The sequence below is a fragment of the uncultured Aquabacterium sp. genome (assembly GCF_913773725.1).
In the GTDB taxonomy this organism is placed as follows: domain Bacteria; phylum Pseudomonadota; class Gammaproteobacteria; order Burkholderiales; family Burkholderiaceae_C; genus Aquabacterium.
This window is the reverse complement of record NZ_CAJYGK010000114.1, coordinates 1-15,626: the sequence shown is the minus strand read 5'-3', so window position 1 is coordinate 15,626 and position 15,626 is coordinate 1. Positions and strand designations below refer to the sequence as shown.

The following is a 15,626-nucleotide window of genomic DNA, read 5'->3' as shown; positions in this document are numbered from 1 at the left end:
CTGCTGAACTGGATGCTGCCAAGGTCCCGCCCGGACAAGGCAGCCAGCGCCGACCGATGACCAATCCTCCCGACCGCCGTCCGTCCGCCCCTTGGGCCGACACCGTGTTTGCGCTGCTGGCGCGTGCCGCAGCCGTGCTGACCCTGGCCCTGTTGCTGGGCATCATCGCCTCGTTGATCGTGGGCGCATGGCCCGCCATCCAGGAGTACGGGCTCAGCTTCCTGTGGCGCACTGAATGGGACCCCGTCCAGAATCAGTATGGCGGCCTGGTCATGATCTACGGCACGCTGATGACCTCGGCCATCGCGCTGCTGATCGCCGTGCCGGTGAGTTTCGGGATCGCCATGTTCCTGACCGAACTCTCGCCCTCCTGGTTGAAGCGCCCGCTCGGCATTGCGGTCGAGTTGTTGGCCGCCGTGCCGTCCATCGTTTACGGCATGTGGGGTCTGCTGGTGTTCGGGCCCATCCTGTCCACCTATGTGCAGCAACCGCTGCAGGCTCTGACAGAAGGCATTCCTTATCTTGGTGCGTTTTTCTCGGGCCCGCCGGTGGGCATCGGTATCCTGTCGGCCGGCATCATCCTCGCCATCATGATCATCCCCTTCATCGCTTCCGTGATGCGGGATGTGTTCGAGGTGACTCCTCCGCTGCTGAAAGAGTCGGCCTACGGGCTGGGTTCGACCACCTGGGAGGTGGTCTGGAAGGTGGTGCTGCCTTACACCAAGACCGGTGTCGTGGGCGGCATCATGCTGGGCCTCGGCCGTGCGCTGGGTGAGACCATGGCCGTGACCTTCGTGATCGGCAACATGAACCAGCTCAATTCGCTGTCGGTCTTCGAGGCCGCCAACAGCATCACCTCGGCCCTGGCCAACGAGTTCGCCGAGGCCGGCGAGGGTCTTCACCAGGCCTCGTTGATCTATCTGGGCTTGATCCTGTTCTTCATCACCTTCGTCGTGCTTGCGTTCTCGAAGGTGCTGCTGGCCCGTCTGAAGAAGTCTGAAGGAGCCCGTTCGTGACCGCCGAACTGCAACGCATGCGCGCCAGCCGCTACGCCAGCCGCAAGCTGGTCAACATGCTGGCCCTGACCCTGTCGCTGGCTGCCATGGCCTTCGGCCTGGTCTGGCTGATCTGGATCCTGGTCGAAACGGTTCGGCTGGGCGTGGGTGGTCTGGCGCTCAGCACCTTTACCGAAATGACCCCGCCACCGCAGGAGGCGGGGGGCTTGGCCAATGCGATCATGGGCTCGCTGATGATGGTCGGCCTGGCCACGTTGATTGGCACGCCGGTTGGCATTCTGGCCGGCATCTACCTGGCTGAGTACGGCCAGCGCGGCTGGCTGGGCAGCGCTACCCGATTCATCAACGACATCCTTTTGTCGGCGCCGTCGATCGTGATCGGCCTGTTCATCTACTCGGCCGTCGTGGCCCGCCATCAGTCCTTCTCGGGCTGGGCCGGTGTGCTGGCCCTGGCGCTCATCGTGGTGCCGGTGGTGATCCGCACCACCGAGAACATGCTGATGCTGGTGCCCAACGCCCTGCGCGAGGCCGCGTACGCCCTGGGCACGCCCAAATGGCGCCTGATCCTCACCATCACGCTGAAGTCGGCCCGTGCCGGCGTCGTCACCGGCATCCTGCTGGCCGTGGCCCGCATCTCCGGCGAAACCGCGCCGCTGCTGTTCACCGCGCTGTCCAACCAGTTCTGGTCGTCCGACCTGAGCCAGCCGATGGCCAGCCTGCCTGTGACGATCTTCAAGTTCGCGATGAGCCCCTACGAGAACTGGCAGCACCTGGCCTGGGCCGGCGTGTTCCTGATCACCGTCGGTGTGTTGGCCCTCAACATCATCGCCCGTACCCTGTTCCGCCAGCGCTGATTGGCGCGGCCCCTGCATACCGGAGACCCTGCACATGGATGCCAAGGTTCAAACCAGCGCGAAGGCCAAGCTGGCCGTGCGCAACCTCAACTTCTTCTACGGCAAGTTCCATGCGTTGAAGAACGTCAACATGGAGCTGCCCGAGAACAAGGTGACGGCCTTCATCGGCCCCTCGGGCTGCGGCAAATCGACCCTGCTGCGCACCTTCAACCGCATGTTCGAGCTCTATCCCGAACAGCGCGCCGAAGGCCAGATCCTGCTCGACGGTCAGGACATCCTGACTACCAAGGAAGACGTTTCGCTGATCCGCGCCCGCGTCGGCATGGTGTTCCAGAAGCCGACGCCGTTCCCGATGTCGATCTACGAGAACATCGCGTTCGGTGTGCGGCTGTTCGAGAACCTCTCGCGCGTCGAGATGGACGAGCGTGTGGAGTGGGCCCTGAAGAAGGCCGCGCTGTGGAACGAAGTGAAGGACAAGCTGAACCAGAGCGGTTCCGGCCTGTCGGGCGGTCAGCAACAGCGTCTTTGCATTGCACGTGGCATTGCGATCAAGCCGGAAGTGCTGCTGCTGGACGAGCCCTGCTCGGCGCTGGACCCGATCTCGACCGGCAAGATCGAAGAGCTGATCCACGAACTGAAGAACGACTACACCGTGCTGATCGTGACGCACAACATGCAGCAGGCCGCTCGGTGCTCGGACTACACCGCCTACATGTACCTGGGCGAATTGATCGAGTTCGGTGCCACCACCGACATCTTCATGAAGCCCAAGCGCACGGAAACCGAGGACTACATCACCGGCCGCTTTGGCTGATGACGCCCCGCGAACAACAGGAAGAAAAGGAGTCATCCCATGACTGAAAAGCACCTCTCGAGCCAGTTCGACGTCGAGCTCTCCGGCATTTCGACCCGCGTTCTGGAAATGGGTGGCCTGGTGGAGTCGCAGGTGGCGCAGGCGATCTACGCCCTGACGCACTTCAGCGGTGAAACCGCGAGCCAGGTCCTGCAGGCGGAAGAGCGCGTCAACCAGATGGAACTCGACATCGATGCCGACCTGTCAACCATCATTGCGCGTCGGCAGCCGACCGCCCGGGATCTGCGTCTGCTGATTGCCATCTCCAAGACCATTGGCAACCTCGAGCGCGTAGGCGACGAGGCGGCCCGCGTGGCCCGCACGGTGCAGCGCCTGATCAACACTGGCGTCTCCAGCCGCCTGCGCCTGCCCGTGGCCGACGTGTCGTTCGAGGCCTCGCTGGCCACGGCCTCGCTGCGCCGCGCGCTGGATGCCTTTGCGCGCCTCGACACGCAGGTCGCACTCGAAGTCATCAAGAGCGACAACGAGATCGACGCCGAATTCGACGGCCTGATGCGCAAGCTCATCACCTACATGATGGAAGACCCGCGCACGATCTCCGCCTCGATCGACCTCGTGTTCGTGGCCAAGGCCATCGAGCGCGTGGGCGATCACGCCAAGAACCTGGCTGAACAGGTGATCTACATCGTCAAGGGCACCGACGTGCGTCACAACACGCCCGAGGCGGTTGCCAACATCATCAAATAAGAGTCAGGAGCGAAACCATGAGCCGTGTGCTGGTGGTGGAAGACGAAACCGCGATTGCCGAACTGATTGCACTGAACCTGCGGCATGCGGGTTTCGAGGTGACGTTGGCGGCCGATGGCGATGAAGCGCAGGTCCAGATCGACAAGGTGCTGCCGGATCTGGTGCTGCTCGACTGGATGCTGCCAGGGCAATCCGGTCTGACGCTGGCCAAGCGCTGGCGTTCGACCGCGCGCACGCGCGAGCTGCCCATCATCATGCTGACCGCACGGGCTGAAGAGGTGGACAAGGTTGCTGGCCTGGATGCCGGCGCGGACGACTACCTGACCAAGCCGTTTTCGACGCATGAACTGATGGCCCGGGTTCGCGCCGTGTTGCGCCGCAAGGCTCCTCAAGCGCTGGATTCGGCCGTGGAGATCGCCGGCCTGCGGCTTGATCCCGCCACGCGGCGCGTGCAGCGCGGTGAGCAGGAGGTCAAGATCGGACCGACCGAGTTCAAGCTCCTGCACTTTTTCATGACGCATCCCGAGCGCGTGCACAGCCGCGCTCAGTTGCTCGACCGCGTGTGGGGCGATCACGTGTTCATCGAGGAACGCACGGTGGACGTGCACGTGAAGCGCCTGCGTGAAGCCCTGGCGCCCGTGCAGCGCTCGCAGTTGATCGAGACCGTGCGCGGCGCGGGCTACCGACTGACCCAGCAAGTGGCTGCCGACGCGGCCTGAGTGAGCTGACCCATCATCGTGGATACCAGTAATTCGTGGCTCTGGTCGCGCATCGGGGCGCGCTTGCTGACAGCCGCAGCCGGGGGGCTGCTGGGGTGGTGGGCCGGACATCTCGTCGAGCACCCCGTCGCGCTCGGGCTGGTCGGTGCGGCCATTGCCGTGTTGACGATCTCGGTGCTCGACACCCTCAAAGGGCATGCCGTGCTCGACTGGTTGCGCACACCCGAGGCAGTTCCACCTGAACTGCCCGGGCTGTGGGGCGAGGTGGCGCACCGCATACAGCGCGTGGTTTACCTCAAGGACAAGCAGATTGCCGAAGAGCGCGCCAGGCTCGCGCAGTTTCTCTCCGCGATCGAGGCCTCACCGAACGGCGTGATGCTGCTGGACGCCACCGAGCACATCAGCTGGATCAGCCCGAGTGCGGCCGACCACTTCGGGCTCCATCCACAGCGCGACCTGCAGCAGCGGGTGACCAATCTGATCCGGCAGCCAGCCTTCGTGCAGTACCTGGCACAGGGCGACTACCGTGACGCTGTCAAATGCCCCACACCGCGCGGAGGACAAGGGTTCCTGCTCGTCCACATTCGCAGCTATGGCGAGGGGCTGAAACTGGTGCTGTCCCAGGACATCACCGAGCGTGAGCGCGCCGAAACGATGCGACGCGACTTCGTGGCCAATGTGTCCCACGAGATCCGCACGCCGTTGACCGTGCTGTCCGGCTTCATTGAAACACTGGCCAGCCTGCCGCTCACGGAGGTCGAGCGCAAGCGAGTGGTGGATCTGATGATGCAGCAGGCCGAGCGCATGCAGAGCCTGGTTGCCGACCTGCTGACCCTTGCGCAGATCGAAGGAAGCCCTCGCCCGGCATCCGATCGCTGGACCCGGGTGGACGAGTTGCTCCGCCGCATCGAGACCGATGCCGCGGGGCTGTCGAGAGAGCGGCACACCTTGCGCTTCGAGGTCGATACGGGAGAGCGCGTGTGCGAGCTCGCAGGTGTGGAGCGCGAATGGCTGAGCGCCATGAGCAACCTTGTCAGCAACGCCATCCGCTACACCCCGGATGGAGGGGAGATCGGGGTGAGCTGGCGGGTGACGGAGGAAGGCGGGGCGGAGTTCAGCGTGCGAGACAGCGGCATCGGGATCGCGTCCGAGCACATTCCCCGGCTCACCGAACGCTTTTACCGCGTGGACGGCAGTCGCAGCCGGGAGACGGGCGGCACGGGACTGGGTCTCTCGATCGTCAAGCACGTGGTGCAGCGCCACGGTGGCGAGCTGCGGATCACCAGCGAAGCCGGGAAGGGGTCGACCTTCACGATAGCCATACCGGCTGCGCGCATTCGGGTGCTGTGAGCCGTCAGGCTGGCTCACGGGCCCTTGCCTGAACCGGCCTGATGCCGCTCAGCTCGACGACTTGCGGTAGACGACGATCTGCTCGGAGTTGCGCGTACGCTGGTTGAAGCGTGCCACCAGCGTCCAACCGGGCAGCTCTCGCGCCTGTGCACGTCCGCCGAGCCGGATGAGCAGAGTGGGGCAGTTGGTGGCTCGGGGCAAGAGGCCTCGCGCCACGCCATCTACGCTGTAGCCGCCAAAGTACTCCAGTCCGGTCAGCAGGGCGACCGGTGCGCCTGGCGCGTACACGCAGTCTCCTGCCGGAATGGAAGAGGAGACCCGCTCGAGCAGCAGGCGGTAGCTGCGAGCCTGGTCGAGCAGGGGCAGCCACAGGGTCATGAAGAGCAGCCAGCACAGGGCGACGCCGCCCGCCGGCAACACCAGGCTCTTCCACAGTGCATGGCTCTGGCGGGCGGTGCGCCAGCGCACCAGGGCGAGCCACAGCACCGTGGCGGCCACCGCCGGCACCAGCGCGACCCACGAGAACAGGGCTTCGTACCCGGGAACCAGCTTGGCCACATTGGCCGCTACCTTGACAGGCTTGCCGGTGTGCATCGCCATGTAGATCACCCAGATCGCTCCGGCACACAGCGTGAAGAAGCACACCGAGAACCAGTCGATGGCAGCGCCCAGTCCACGCTGCAGAATGGGCAGCGCGAAGGCAGCGAGCACGGCCAGCGGGGGCAGGGCGGCCAGCAGGGCCCGTTCATTCGCCCCCATGGCCAGCGAGGCGGCCAGACCGGCCAGGGTCACGAGAAGCGGTGCGGCGATGTGCCGGCGCTGGAGTTGGCGGCGCCAGTGCCACAAGGTCAGCCCTGCCAACGGCAAGGTGGGCCAGGTGAACCAGACAACGAGGCGGAGCGCATCTGCGGCCCGCAGGTTCTCGCTGACTCGCCACGACCATCCCGAGAGGCCCACGGACGTGAGCAGGGTGGCCAGCGCGCCGGCCACAACGGCCGCGCCCAGGGCCCATGGCAGGTGCGCGCGCATGGCCTGTGAACGTGACCGCGCCGCCACGATGCCACCCAGAATGCCCAGCACCACGGCCACGGCCGGGCTGCCGCTGAGCGCCATGATCAACAGGCCCAGAACAGCCGCCAGGCGAGCCTTGACTGGAGCCGGCTCTGCGGCAGCCAGGCCATAGAGGAACAAAGTGCTGCCTGTGAGTTGCAACAGCTCCGGCGTGGTTTCGTGCCCGAGTTGCAGCAGACCCAGGCTGGCGATCAGAGCCAGCAGCGCGCCGTCGGCGACGGCTCGTGCGTAGTCCTGCGGCGCCGCCTCGCCACCAAAGGCGAGTGGTACGGGTTGCGCGGCATCGGTGCGTGCCAGGTGATAGGTGCTGTACCAGGTGAGGGCAAGAATCAGTGCCAGCAGCGCGGCAAAGGGAATGCGTGCGGCCAGGGCCGGATCGACCCAGGGTGTCAGCGCCCAGATGCTGGCGCCGCCGAGCCAGTACGGCAGGATGCCGCCGCCCGTCGGAACCACGCCGCCGACACTCGGATGCAGCCAGGAGGACTGGCCGAGCGCCAGGCTCCACATATGCCCGAAGGACGCGATGTCTTCGTTCTTCCACGGATCCCGACCCAGCAGGCCAGGGATCACGTAGGCCGCGCAGAAGAGCCACAAAGCCCAGCGCGGCAGTCGGCGTACGGCCTTCTGGGTCACGAGGGCTGGTGAGATGGTCGGGGCCTGCGAGTGGGCGTGCATGCGGTATCAGGCGGTGGGAGCGAGGTGGAGGCCGCTCAGTATGCCGGTAATGAAAAAGGGCAGCCTGCGCTGCCCTTTGCTTGACTCCTGAAGCCGGGCGATGCCAGGCTGAGCCAGTACAAGATCACTTCTTGAGGTGAGCAAACTTGTTGCGGAACTTCTCGACGCGGCCGCCCAGCGAATCCACCGACTTCTGGGTGCCGGTGTAGAAAGCGTGCGATTCAGAAGAGGTTTCCAGCTTGAACAGGGGCAGCTCGCGGCCGTCTTCCCAGGTGGTGGTTTCCTTGGTAGGAGCGCACGAACGGGTCACGAACTTGAAACCGTTGGACTGGTCCAGGAAGACGACGTCACGGTAGTTGGGGTGGATACCTTGCTTGGGCATGTCAAAAACCTCTTGCTGTTTGCATCATCGGGAGCCACCAGGCACCACGCCTGGCACTTTCCGACAGCCGGAAAACCTCAGATTGTAGCACGGCGCAGCGTCATGTCGCTGCGCTCAGGGGCCCAGGATGCCCTGGGCCCGCGGTCCGAGCGCCAGTGCGCTCAACCGCCACGACGCATCATGTCGAAGAAGTCGTGGTTGTTCTTGGTGGACCGCATCTTGTCGAGCACGAACTCCATCGCCTCGATCTCGTCCATCGGGTAGAGCAGCTTGCGCAGAATCCAGCTCTTCTGCAGGATCTCGGCCTTCAGCAGGAGCTCTTCGCGACGGGTGCCGGACTTGTTGATCAGGATCGACGGGTAGACGCGCTTTTCAGCCATGCGGCGATCCAGATGGATTTCGCAGTTGCCGGTGCCCTTGAACTCTTCGTAGATCACCTCGTCCATGCGGCTGCCGGTGTCGACCAGGGCCGTGCCGATGATGGTCAGAGAGCCGCCTTCCTCGACGTTGCGGGCGGCACCAAAGAAGCGCTTGGGGCGTTGCAGGGCGTTGGCGTCCACGCCACCGGTCAGCACCTTGCCGGAGCTGGGCAGCACGTTGTTGTAGGCGCGGGCCAGGCGGGTGATCGAGTCAAGCAGGATCACCACGTCCTTCTTCATCTCGACCAGGCGCTTGGCGCGCTCGATCACCATTTCGGCAACCTGCACGTGGCGCTGGGCCGGTTCGTCGAAGGTGGAGCTGATGACCTCGCCGCGCACGGTGCGCTGCATTTCGGTCACTTCTTCCGGGCGCTCGTCGACCAGCAGCACGATCAGGTGCACATCCGGGTGGTTGGCCACGAGGGCGTGTGCCAGGTTTTTCATCATCACCGTCTTGCCGCTCTTGGGCGGGGCGACGAGCAGGGCGCGCTGGCCTTTGCCGATCGGGGCGATCAGATCGATGATGCGGCTGGTGACGTTGTCGTCACCCTTGACGTTTTCACGCTCGAGCTTGAACTGCTCTTCGGGGAAGAGCGGTGTCATGTTCTCGAACATGATCTTGTTCTTGTTGACCTCGGCCGGCAGCCCGTTGACCGTGTCGACCTTGACCAGGGCGAAGTAGCGCTCGCCGTCCTTGGGCACGCGCACTTCACCTTCGATCATGTCGCCGGTGTGCAGGTTGAAGCGGCGCACCTGACTGGGCGACAGGTAGATGTCGTCGGTGCTGGCCAGGAAGCTGGTGTCGAGCGAGCGCAGGAAGCCGAAGCCGTCTGGCAGCACTTCGAGCACGCCATCGCCGAAGACCTGCTCGCCGGCTTTGGCGCGCTTCTTCATGATGGCGAACATCAACTCCTGCTTGCGCATGCGGGAGACGTTCTCGATTTCGAGGGCTTCGGCCATCTCCACGAGTTTGGAGATGTGCAAGGCCTTCAATTCGGACAGGTGCATGGATGGAACCCTGAACGATCCTGTGTATGCCTGAGCAGACCACAGCCCATCAGCGGGCGGGCAGGCAAGACAGAAGGATTGGGAATGACATCAGCCCGTGGGGGCTGGCTGGTCGACAGGATGTTTGTCGTGGCAACGTGCCTGACGTCGTGCAGCCGGATCATGGGTGCGCGACCGGACCAACGTGCCTGCCAGAGCTGCTGCGCTGGCGCGACGCACACCACCCGGATGCCCGAGCGGTGTCCGCATTATAGGGACGAAAACCGTCCGTGAATCACAGATGCTGGTCGATGAAGGCGGTCAGTTGCGCCTTCGAGAGGGCGCCAACCTTCGTAGCAGCCAATTGACCGCCCTTGAAGATCATCAGCGTCGGAATGCCGCGGATACCGAACTTGGCCGGGACTTCCCGGTTCTGGTCCACGTTCATCTTCGCCACGTTGAGGCGACCGTTGTAGTCCTTGGCCACTTCATCAAGAATCGGGGCAATCATCTTGCAAGGGCCGCACCATTCGGCCCAGTAATCCACCAGCACGGGCTGGGCGGATTGCAGGACGTCGGCGTCAAAGGAGGCGTCGGTAATATGTTTGATCAGGTCGCTGCTCATGGGGAGGATCCTCGGGGCGCCGTGTCGGGCAAAAAAAGCATGCCCCTCACGACTGGAGTGGAACAATTCTGACACAGAACCTGCACACTGCCTGACCCGCTCGGCCTCACCTTATTCAATGAGGGTGATAGCCAAAGCCCGCGCGCACCCGACCGATTCGTGCCTGCTGTCGTGAAATAAGGCCGCGAACATGTGGCTCATGGCGGTTTCAAGGTGTATCGACCTGGTGTGCAATGGCATGACCCTGTCGGATTGTTGCCATAGGACCTTCAGCTTTGCCTCCTGCCATGGCCCTTGCCCAGCCCCCTGCCCAGACGGCGCCTCGCCAGTTTGGCCGCTTCGAGCTGCACCAGATGCTGGGGCGGAGCATGGCTTCGAGCACCTGGCTGGCGCGCGATCCGCGGGTGGACGAGACCATGCTGCTGTGTGTGCCCAGGGCCCGCCCTGCCACGGCAACCGAGCGTGACGCCTGGACGCAGGACGCCCTGGTTGCCGCGCGCCTCAAGCATCCGCGGCTGTCGGAGGTCACCGAGGTGGGCGCCCATGATGGCTGGCCCTTCGTGGCATGTGTCCGCCCCCACGGCAGTGTCACGTTGGCCGAGCGCCTGCAGGGCGGCGGAGCACCGGGTGTGCTGGAGGTCGCCGGCTGGATGGCCGACATCGTCGAAGGCCTGGCCTATGCGCACGAGGCCGGGGTGGCCCACTTCGACATCGGCCTGCACAACGTGCTGATCGACTCATCGGGGCACGCTCGGCTGTTTGGATTTTCAGTGGGGCTGGCGGCCACACCCGGCGGTGCGCAGGCCAAGCCGGCCTGGAGCCGCAACGAGGTGCGCGCGGCCGCTGAGCGTGACATCCTCATGTGCGGGCTGCTGATGCACCGCGTGCTCGCCGGGCATCCCGCCCTCGATGATCCCGACTTGGGCAGTGCGGCGGGCCGTATCGGGCTGGAGATCGTCAGGCTGCCCTGGACGACGCCCAGCCCCGTGCCCGAGACCTTGCGCGCGATCGTGAACCGCGCGACGGATCGCCAGCAACGGCAACGGTATCTGAATGCGCGCACGCTGCTGAGTGCGCTACAAGGCTGGCTGAAGACCAATGCCCAGGACACCGGCGGCCCGCTGGCCCTGCTGCTTGACCGGCTGGACGCAGTCGGGAGCCTGCCATCGCGCCCGGGCACGGACCGCAGCCTGCAGCAGGCACTGGGCAGCATGGAGGGTCTCCGGGTCGATGACCTGGTGGACGTGGTGGCCCGCAACCCAGCTCTGGCGTGGGAGCTGTTGCGTGCGGTGAACCTTGCTGCCTACCGGAAGCGCGCCGAAGACGAGGCGGTGGGAACCCTGTCACGGGCGATCGTGCTGCTCGGACAGGATGGGCTGCGGCGCGTCGGGGGTATGGTGCGTGCCTGGCCTGGCGCCTTGCAGGCGCGACAGGAGCAGTCCGAGCCGGACGGGGCCACGGTGGCGCTCAAGCGAGCATTGAGGCAAGCCAGCCTGGCGGGGCACATGGCGCGCCTGCTCATTCCGTTCAACTTCAACGTGAGCGACGAGGAGGCCTATGTGGCCGCATGTTCACAGAGGTTGGGGTGGCTGCTGGTGCTCTATCACTTTCCGGATGAAGGCATTCAGATCGGCCGGCTGATGCAGCCCGCGCCGCCCGCGGAGCCCGGAGGCAGCCCGACGCCCGGGATGACGCAGGAAGCCGCTGCCAGCGCGGTGCTGGGCATCAACCTGGATGAGCTTACTGCAGCGGTATTGAAGCACTGGGGGTTGAGCGAGCGCATCGTGCAGGCAGCGCGCCCTCTGGGTGCCAAGACTGGCGTGCGGCGCCCCGCGAGCGCAGAAGAGTCGCTTCGCGCCGTGGCCAGCCTGGCCAACGAGCTCGCCGATGCGCAGGCCGCTGCAGGGCCACGCGGTGCGGCGTTGATGCATCAGGCGGCCACACGCTACGCCCGTGCTCTGGACGTCACGATCAAGGAGTGTCAGTTCGTGGCGGAGCGGGCGCAGCACCTTGTCGACAGCGGCTTGCGTGCCGCTGACCCGATCAGCCCAGCTTGAGGGCGCGGGCGCAGTCTTCCACAAGCTGCGGGCCCTTGTAGATCAGACCGGTGTAGATCTGGACCAGGTCCGCGCCGGCATCGCGCTTGGCACGGGCATCGGCAGCAGACATCACGCCGCCCACACCGATGATGGGGTAGCGCGGGCCGAGTGCCGCACGCAGCTGGCGGATCACCTGGTTGCTGGCCTCGAGCACCGGGGCCCCGCTGAGGCCGCCGGTTTCTTCGGCGTGGGGCAGGCCCTTGACCGCGTCCCGCGAGATGGTGGTGTTCGTGGCGATGACACCGTCGATCCCGTTCTTCTGCAAGGTGGCCGCGATCACGCCGACCTGGGTTTCATCCAGATCGGGCGCAATCTTCACGAACATCGGCACCGTCCGCCCGTGGCGGGTGATCAGCTGCTGGCGGCGCTCCTGGAGCTGGCCGAGCAGGGCATCCAGCGCCTCGTCGCTCTGCAACGCGCGCAGGTTCTTGGTGTTGGGGCTGGAGATGTTGACGGTGATGTAGTCGGCATGGGGGAAGACACCTTCCAGGCCGATCAGGTAGTCGTCTACCGCATGCTCGATCGGGGTGGCGGCGTTCTTGCCGATGTTCAGCCCCAGGATGCCGCCGTTCTGCCGGAAGCGCGCCTGCCGGACGTTGGACAGGAAGGCGTCGAGCCCTTCGTTGTTGAAGCCCAGTCGGTTGATCAGTGCGTCAGCCTGGGGCAGGCGGAACATGCGCGGCTTGGGGTTGCCCGGTTGCGGCTTGGGCGTGACGGTGCCCACTTCCACGAAACCGAAACCCATGGCCCCCAGGCCGTCGATGACGCGGCCGTTCTTGTCCAGCCCGGCGGCCATGCCGATCCGATTGGGAAAGCGCAGGCCCGCGACTTCCACGGGGTCCTCGACCCGGCGCGAGCCCCAGAGGCAGGCCAGAGGCGAGTTCTGGAAGCGGGCGAGGGCGCCGATGGTGAGGTCGTGCGCGGCCTCCGGGTCCATCGAGAACAGAACGGACTTGGGCAGGAAGTAGGGAATCAGGGCCATGTGGCGTGAAACGGGTTGGTCGGCGATGCGGCGCAGCACCGGTGTGCCGCGCGGCGTGTATTGTCCCCGATCCGCGGGCCGCCCCGTGGTGGAGGGCGGCCTGCCATCGCTGTGGCAAACTGCGCCGCCTTGATCGTGCGGCATGGCGCGGCGGGGCCGGGGGCCCTGCAGGGCGTGCGGCACGTGGTTTCCGACCGTTTCTCAGATTCTCTTTTTGCAGGGTGCCCGCTTGGACAAGATCCTGATGCAACTGGCGGCCGAACTGAAGGTTCGGCCTGCCCAGGTCAATGCCGCCGTCGAACTGCTGGATGGGGGCGCCACCGTGCCCTTCATCGCCCGTTACCGCAAGGAAGCCACCGATGGCCTGGATGACACGCAACTGCGTGAGCTCGAGGCCCGGCTGTCCTATCTGCGCGAGCTGGAAGACCGCCGCGCAGCCGTGCTCAAGAGCATCGAGGAGCAGGGCAAGCTGACACCCGAGCTGCGTGCTGCCATCGAAGCCGTGCCCACCAAGCAGGAGCTGGAAGACCTGTACCTGCCTTACAAGCCCAAGCGCCGCACCAAGGGCATGATCGCCCGCGAGGCGGGCATCGAGCCGCTGGCCGACAAGCTGTTCGCCGACCCGACGCTGGACCCGCACGCCGAGGCGCAGGCCTTCGTCAATGCGGAAGCCGGCTTTGCCGACGCCTTCGCGGTGCTGGACGGGGTGCGCGACATCCTGTCGGAGCGCTGGGCCGAGGACGCCACGCTGATCGGCAAGATGCGTGACTGGCTGTGGGCGGAGGGCCTGTTCAAGTCCAAGCTGATGGACGGCAAGGACGAGCACAACCCGGATGTGGCCAAGTTCCGCGATTACTTCGACTACGACGAGCCGATCCGCACGGTGCCTTCGCACCGCGCGCTGGCCGTGTTCCGCGGCCGCACGCAAGAGATCCTGGACGCCAAGCTGGTCGTGGACGAGGAGGTGGTGCCCGGCAAGCCCACCATGGCCGAAGGGCGCATCGCCATTCACCTGGGCTGGAGCCACAGCAAGCGACCGGGTGACGACCTGATTCGCAAGTGCATCGCCTGGACGTGGAAGGTCAAGCTGAGCCTGAGCCTGGAGCGCGACCTGTTCGCCCGCCTGCGCGAGCAGGCCGAAGCCACAGCCATCAAGGTGTTCGCCGAGAACCTGCGGGACCTGCTGCTGGCCGCGCCCGCGGGCAAGCGCGTGGTGATGGGCCTGGACCCGGGCATCCGCACCGGGGTGAAGGTGGCGGTGGTGAGCGACACCGGCAAGGTGCTGGACACGGCCACCGTCTACCCCCACGAGCCCAAGCGCGACTGGGAAGGATCGATCCACACGCTGGGCCGGCTGTGCGCGACGCACGGCGTGAACCTGATTGCCATCGGCAACGGCACGGCCAGCCGCGAGACCGACAAGCTGGCGGGCGACCTCATCAAGCGCATCCAGCAGATGGCGCCCGGCACCGCGATCGAGAAGGTGGTCGTCAGCGAAGCCGGTGCGTCGGTGTACTCGGCCTCCGAGTTCGCGAGCAAGGAGCTGCCGGATCTGGACGTGAGCCTGCGCGGCGCCGTGTCGATTGCGCGCCGCCTGCAGGACCCGCTGGCGGAGTTGGTGAAGATCGATCCGAAGAGCATCGGTGTGGGCCAGTACCAGCACGATGTGAACCAGAGCGAGCTGGCGCGCACGCTGGACGCCGTGGTGGAGGACTGCGTGAACGGTGTGGGCGTGGACCTCAACACGGCCTCGGCGCCGCTGCTGGCGCGGGTGTCCGGGCTGAGTACCGCGGTGGCCAACAGCATCGTGCGCTGGCGCGATGCCAATGGCGCATTCCGCAACCGCAAGCAGTTGCTGGATGTGGCGGGGCTGGGCGCCAAGACGTTCGAGCAGGCCGCGGGCTTCCTGCGCATCCGCGATGGCGACAACCCGCTGGACATCTCGGGCGTGCACCCCGAGACCTACCCGGTGGTCGAGAAGATGCTGGCGCACACGGGCAAGGCCATCACCGACCTGATCGGCAAGAGCGACGTGCTGCGGGCGCTCAAGCCCGACCTGTTCGCCGACGAGAAGTTCGGCGTGATCACGGTCAAGGACATCCTTGGTGAACTGGAGAAGCCGGGCCGCGATCCTCGCCCCGACTTCAAGGTGGCGCGATTCAATGACGGCGTGGAAGACATCAAGGACCTGAAGGAAGGCATGGTGTTGGAGGGCACGGTGAGCAACGTGGCCCAGTTCGGCGCCTTCGTCGATCTCGGGGTGCATCAGGACGGCCTGGTGCACGTCAGCCAGCTGTCGAACAAGTTCGTCACCGACGCCCGCGAAGTGGTCAAGACCGGCGACATCGTCAAGGTCAAGGTGCTGGAGGTCGACCTGCCGCGCAACCGGATCTCGCTGACGATGAAGCTGGATGCGGCCACGGGGCCGAAGGCCGGCGGCGGGGCAGGGCGAGACAACGGCTTCCGGCCGGCTGCGCGCAACGAGCGTCAGGCCGGGCAGCGCGGCGCATCTCAGCCCGCAGGGCAGTCGGCCATGGCGGCCGCCTTCGCCAAGCTGCAGACCAAGCGCTGAGCGGCACGGCACGCCGCTATCCTTGCAGCATGTCTGCATTGTCGATCCACGCCGGCCCGAAGGCCCTTGCCCACCTGACATCCCAGGGGCTGCGGCCCGGGGACATCCGTCTGGTGCCGGGGGCGGCCGGCGGCCCCAAGGGCCTGATCCTGCATCACCTCGACCGGCAGCTGTTCGGCGAGTGGCTGAGCGACGACGCGCCGGACGCACTTCACCTGGTGGGGGCGTCCATTGGTGCATGGCGCATGGCGGCCGCAGCCATGCCGGAGGTGGACCGCGCCTTTCTGGATCTGGCCGAGGCCTACATCCTGCAG

Annotated in this window: 13 protein-coding genes and 1 pseudogene; 9 read left to right on the top strand and 5 right to left on the bottom strand. The window is 65.7% G+C overall.

Annotated elements, in window-relative coordinates; genetic code table 11:
* The first annotated feature begins 56 nt into the window (after positions 1 to 56).
* Genes pstC through phoR form a run of 6 tightly spaced genes read left to right on the top strand, consistent with a single transcriptional unit; the run spans position 57 to position 5,500 of the window.
* Positions 57 to 1,016 (top strand): phosphate ABC transporter permease PstC, encoded by a 960-nt coding sequence (gene pstC / locus QZ709_RS13435; protein WP_294637838.1) that lies wholly within the window; start codon positions 57 to 59, stop codon positions 1,014 to 1,016.
* On the top strand, positions 1,013 to 1,870 hold the full coding sequence (gene pstA, locus QZ709_RS13430; protein WP_294637798.1) for a phosphate ABC transporter permease PstA: 858 nt from the start codon (positions 1,013 to 1,015) through the stop codon (positions 1,868 to 1,870). The genes pstC and pstA overlap by 4 nt, the downstream gene beginning before the upstream one ends.
* A 34-nt stretch (positions 1,871 to 1,904) precedes the next feature.
* Entirely contained in the window at positions 1,905 to 2,684 is a 780-nt protein-coding gene (pstB, locus tag QZ709_RS13425; RefSeq protein WP_294637796.1) for a phosphate ABC transporter ATP-binding protein PstB, read from the top strand.
* A 39-nt stretch (positions 2,685 to 2,723) separates the two neighbouring features.
* Positions 2,724 to 3,431 (top strand): phosphate signaling complex protein PhoU, encoded by a 708-nt coding sequence (gene phoU / locus QZ709_RS13420; RefSeq protein ID WP_294637795.1) that lies wholly within the window; start codon positions 2,724 to 2,726, stop codon positions 3,429 to 3,431.
* 17 nt (positions 3,432 to 3,448) lie between these two features.
* Positions 3,449 to 4,150 carry a phosphate regulon transcriptional regulator PhoB gene (gene phoB / locus QZ709_RS13415; protein WP_294637794.1) on the top strand — a complete coding sequence of 234 codons (702 nt, stop codon included), beginning with the start codon at positions 3,449 to 3,451 and terminating at the stop codon, positions 4,148 to 4,150.
* Positions 4,151 to 4,168: 18 nt separating this feature from the next.
* On the top strand, positions 4,169 to 5,500 hold the full coding sequence (gene phoR, locus QZ709_RS13410) for a phosphate regulon sensor histidine kinase PhoR (RefSeq protein WP_294637793.1): 1,332 nt from the start codon (positions 4,169 to 4,171) through the stop codon (positions 5,498 to 5,500).
* 48 nt (positions 5,501 to 5,548) lie between these two features.
* Here phoR and QZ709_RS13405 read toward each other — a convergent pair whose 3' ends face one another.
* From QZ709_RS13405 to trxA, 4 genes are all read right to left on the bottom strand, one after another.
* Positions 5,549 to 7,246 (bottom strand): hypothetical protein, encoded by a 1,698-nt coding sequence (locus tag QZ709_RS13405; RefSeq protein WP_294637792.1) that lies wholly within the window; start codon positions 7,244 to 7,246, stop codon positions 5,549 to 5,551.
* 124 nt (positions 7,247 to 7,370) lie between these two features.
* A complete protein-coding gene (locus QZ709_RS13400; RefSeq protein WP_294637791.1) occupies positions 7,371 to 7,628 on the bottom strand; it encodes a type B 50S ribosomal protein L31 in 258 nt (85 codons plus the stop codon).
* 161 nt (positions 7,629 to 7,789) lie between these two features.
* Complete coding sequence (rho, locus tag QZ709_RS13395; protein ID WP_294637790.1) at positions 7,790 to 9,055, bottom strand: transcription termination factor Rho; 1,266 nt, start codon at positions 9,053 to 9,055, stop codon at positions 7,790 to 7,792.
* Between the two features lie 274 nt (positions 9,056 to 9,329).
* Positions 9,330 to 9,659 (bottom strand): thioredoxin TrxA, encoded by a 330-nt coding sequence (trxA, locus tag QZ709_RS13390; protein WP_294637789.1) that lies wholly within the window; start codon positions 9,657 to 9,659, stop codon positions 9,330 to 9,332.
* 287 nt (positions 9,660 to 9,946) lie between these two features.
* On the opposite strand from trxA, the gene QZ709_RS13385 reads away from it, so the two are divergent.
* Positions 9,947 to 11,716, top strand: coding sequence for an HDOD domain-containing protein (locus tag QZ709_RS13385; protein ID WP_294637788.1), 1,770 nt, complete (start codon positions 9,947 to 9,949; stop codon positions 11,714 to 11,716).
* Here the strand turns inward: QZ709_RS13385 and QZ709_RS13380 are convergent.
* Positions 11,703 to 12,740 carry a quinone-dependent dihydroorotate dehydrogenase gene (locus QZ709_RS13380; RefSeq protein WP_294637787.1) on the bottom strand — a complete coding sequence of 346 codons (1,038 nt, stop codon included), beginning with the start codon at positions 12,738 to 12,740 and terminating at the stop codon, positions 11,703 to 11,705. The two genes, QZ709_RS13385 and QZ709_RS13380, sit on opposite strands and share 14 nt — an antisense overlap.
* A 244-nt stretch (positions 12,741 to 12,984) precedes the next feature.
* Here QZ709_RS13380 and QZ709_RS13375 point away from each other — a divergent pair, with 244 nt between their 5' ends.
* Together QZ709_RS13375 and QZ709_RS13370 are read left to right on the top strand one after the other, a co-directional pair.
* Positions 12,985 to 15,312: a Tex family protein gene (locus QZ709_RS13375; protein ID WP_294637837.1), complete on the top strand. Its 2,328-nt coding sequence runs from the start codon at positions 12,985 to 12,987 to the stop codon at positions 15,310 to 15,312.
* A gap of 29 nt (positions 15,313 to 15,341) precedes the next feature.
* A pseudogene (locus QZ709_RS13370) lies at positions 15,342 to 15,626 on the top strand (phospholipase); the annotation flags it as partial.